This is a genomic window from Frigoribacterium sp. MEB024, from assembly GCF_000878135.1.
Taxonomy (GTDB): Bacteria; Actinomycetota; Actinomycetes; order Actinomycetales; family Microbacteriaceae; genus Frigoribacterium.
Map to the genome: position 1 here is coordinate 1 of NZ_JXQZ01000038.1, position 2,595 is coordinate 2,595.

3 protein-coding genes are annotated in these 2,595 nt (G+C 73.9%); 2 read left to right on the forward strand and 1 reads right to left on the reverse strand.

Annotation, left to right across the window (positions count from 1 at the left end):
* Positions 1–316: LysE/ArgO family amino acid transporter (locus SZ60_RS09325; protein WP_043595400.1), on the forward strand; the 316-nt coding region annotated here is incomplete at its 5' end.
* 46 nt (positions 317–362) lie between these two features.
* Here the strand turns inward: SZ60_RS09325 and SZ60_RS16895 are convergent.
* A complete protein-coding gene (locus tag SZ60_RS16895) occupies positions 363–1,793 on the reverse strand; it encodes a CDP-alcohol phosphatidyltransferase family protein (RefSeq protein WP_082060016.1) in 1,431 nt (476 codons plus the stop codon).
* Between the two features lie 128 nt (positions 1,794–1,921).
* Here SZ60_RS16895 and SZ60_RS09335 point away from each other — a divergent pair, with 128 nt between their 5' ends.
* Positions 1,922–2,494, forward strand: a complete 573-nt coding sequence (locus tag SZ60_RS09335; protein WP_043595401.1) for a YdeI family protein — start codon at positions 1,922–1,924, stop codon at positions 2,492–2,494.
* The last annotated feature ends 101 nt before the right edge of the window (positions 2,495–2,595 follow it).

Sequence of the window (2,595 nt, forward strand, 5' to 3'; positions counted from 1 at the left end):
TGCCGCGCGCGCCGTCACGCCCGCCCGGGTCGTCCCGGCCGTCCTCGGCGCCCTCGCCTTCACCTGGCTCAACCCCCACACCTATCTCGACACGATCGTCTTCCTCGGCTCGGTCGCGAACCACCAGCCGCCCGACCTGCGTTGGTGGTTCGCGGCCGGGGCGATCGCGGGGAGTCTCGTGTGGTTCTCGGCGCTGGGGTTCGGCGCGCGCCTCCTGCGTCCCCTGTTCGCGAAGCCGGTCGCCTGGCGGGCGCTCGACGCGGTGATCGCCGTCGTCATGGTGGCCCTCGGACTGCGGCTGCTGTTCGGGCTCTGACGGTGCCAGGTCGGTCGACCCGGTCCGATGTCGAGCCGGCCCGACGTCAGACCGGACGCTCGGCGATGGCTCGCTGCCAACGGACGAGCATCACCCGTGCGTAGTGCACCGCCGACACGTAGTGGAACACCAGCCCGACCAGGAAGACCAGGTACCCGACGCCGATCACGGCCGTCCACTCGGGGCCGTCGAGCGCCACCCCGAGCAGCAGCACCGCGAGGCCGACGAAGCACAGCCCGGTGCGCAGCCGCCCGGCCCACCAGACCGGCAACGCGGGGTCGCCGCGGAACGCGAGCACGGCGCCGATCGCGAGCAGCACGTCGGGCACCATCAGCAGCACGGCCTCCTGCCAGCCGAAGACGTCGGCCGTCGCGAACGCCACGGCGACGACGACCACGGTCAACCGGTCGGCCACGGGGTCGAGCCACGACCCGAGCACCGAGACGGAGTCGGTGCGCCGGGCCACGAACCCGTCGAGCCAGTCGGTCGCGAACACGACCGCGATCACGATGAGGGCCGGCCACCAGAGCTCGGCGATCAGCAGGCCGGCGAAGAGCGGCAACAGCAGGAGGCGCGCAGCCGTGATCGCGTTGGGCACGGTCCGCCAGTCGTCCACCTCGAAGAGGCGGTGGCGCAGGGCGCCGAGCCGACGGGACGACAGGTGCTCCGCGACGAACTCGCCCGAGGCGGACGCCCCCGCGACGACGGGATCGGCCACGGCGTGCCCGGCCGCGTGGACGGCGGACGCGACGGGCCCGCGGTCGTCGACCCGCGCCTCCGGGTCCGCGGCGTCGTCGGGGGTCTCAGCGACGTCGGCGGCGACCGTCTCGTCGACGGTGCCGTCCGCGTCGTCGGCGGCTGCCGCCCGACGCCGGCGCACGAGCCGCACGACGAACACGATCGCGACGATCACCGCGGCGCCGATCAGCGCCCACGACGAGAACTGCCCGAGGTACTCCTGCGCCGCCTCGAGCGAGGACCGCAGCAGGAACCCGATGCCGACGTAGACGGCGGCCCAGGTCAGCGCCCCGCCGAGCGACGCGGGCAGGAACGACCGGTAGGGCACCTTCGCGACGCCGGCCGCCGCCGGCGTCAGGGTGCGGACCACCGGCACGAGGCGGGTGAGGAACACCGCGGCCGCCCCTCGCCGCTCGAGGACGGCGACGGCACGGTCCCAGCTGTCGACGCCGATCCGGCGGATGATGCGCGTGTCGCGGAACCCCGTGCCGAAGCGGCGACCGAGCAGGTAGCCGACGTGGTCGCCGAGCGAGCCGCCGATCGCCACGGAGACGAAGAACGCGACCGCCGGCCAGGGGCTGTCGAAGGTCGCGGCGAGCAGCAGCACGATCGTCTCGCCCGGCACGAAGACGCCGAGGCCGAGCCCCGACTCGGTGAACGAGAACAGGGCGCCCAGGGCCCAGACGAGCGGGGTCGGCAACGACGAGCCGACGTCGGTGATCCACCCGATGAGGTCCATCCCGCCAGGCTAGGGGAGGGGCGCTGAGGGGCGCGTCGACCGGGGGACGGGGGCGTGGTCGTCCGGGGGACGGGACGGTGTCGGCCGCGGGGCGGATGCGGGTCGGTCCGAGTCGGTAGGGTCGCGGCATGGTCAGCTTCGCGGACAAGCCCGTGCTCGACGTGACGGTCGAGCAGTGGCGCGAGTACCTCGAGGGCGACCCCGACGTGGGCGGGGTGCGGCTGACGCTCCGCAAGGTGCGGTCGACGAGGCCGGGCATGACCTGGTCCGAGGCGCTCGACGTCGCCCTCTGCCACGGCTGGATCGACGGTCAGACCAGTCGGCTCGACGACGACTTCACGCTCACCGCGTTCCAACCGCGGCGGAAGGACAGCCCGTGGTCCCAGGTGAACCGCGAGCACGTCGCCCGCCTCGTCGCCGAGGGGCTCATGACCCCGGCGGGGCAGGCCGAGGTCGACCGGGCGAAGGCCGACGGGCGCTGGGACGCCGCCTATCGGCAGAAGGACGCCGCGCCTCCGGACGACCTGCAGGCCGCTCTCGACGCCGACCCGGCGGCGGCCGCCCACTTCGCGTCGCTGACGAAGACCGAGCGGTTCCGGGTGTACTTCCGGCTGGCCTCGCTCAAGCGGCCCGAGACCCGTGCGGCGCGCATCCGCGACGTGGTCGCGGCGGCGGCCCGCGGCGAGCAGCACTACCGCTGAGCCGGCGCGGGCCGCGCGCTGGAGGCGCGGGTCGCGTCATGGCCGCATCCCGCCACGATGTGAACGAACCGCCACGCAAACTCGTGGCGGTTTGTTCACAT

What these genes read in the sequence shown, in the direction of transcription:
- SZ60_RS16895 (WP_082060016.1), bottom strand. Translation starts at nt 1,793, where the DNA reads ATGGACCTCATCGGGTGGATCACCGACGTCGGCTCGTCGTTGCCGACC.
- SZ60_RS09335 (WP_043595401.1), top strand. Translation starts at nt 1,922, where the DNA reads ATGGTCAGCTTCGCGGACAAGCCCGTGCTCGACGTGACGGTCGAGCAG.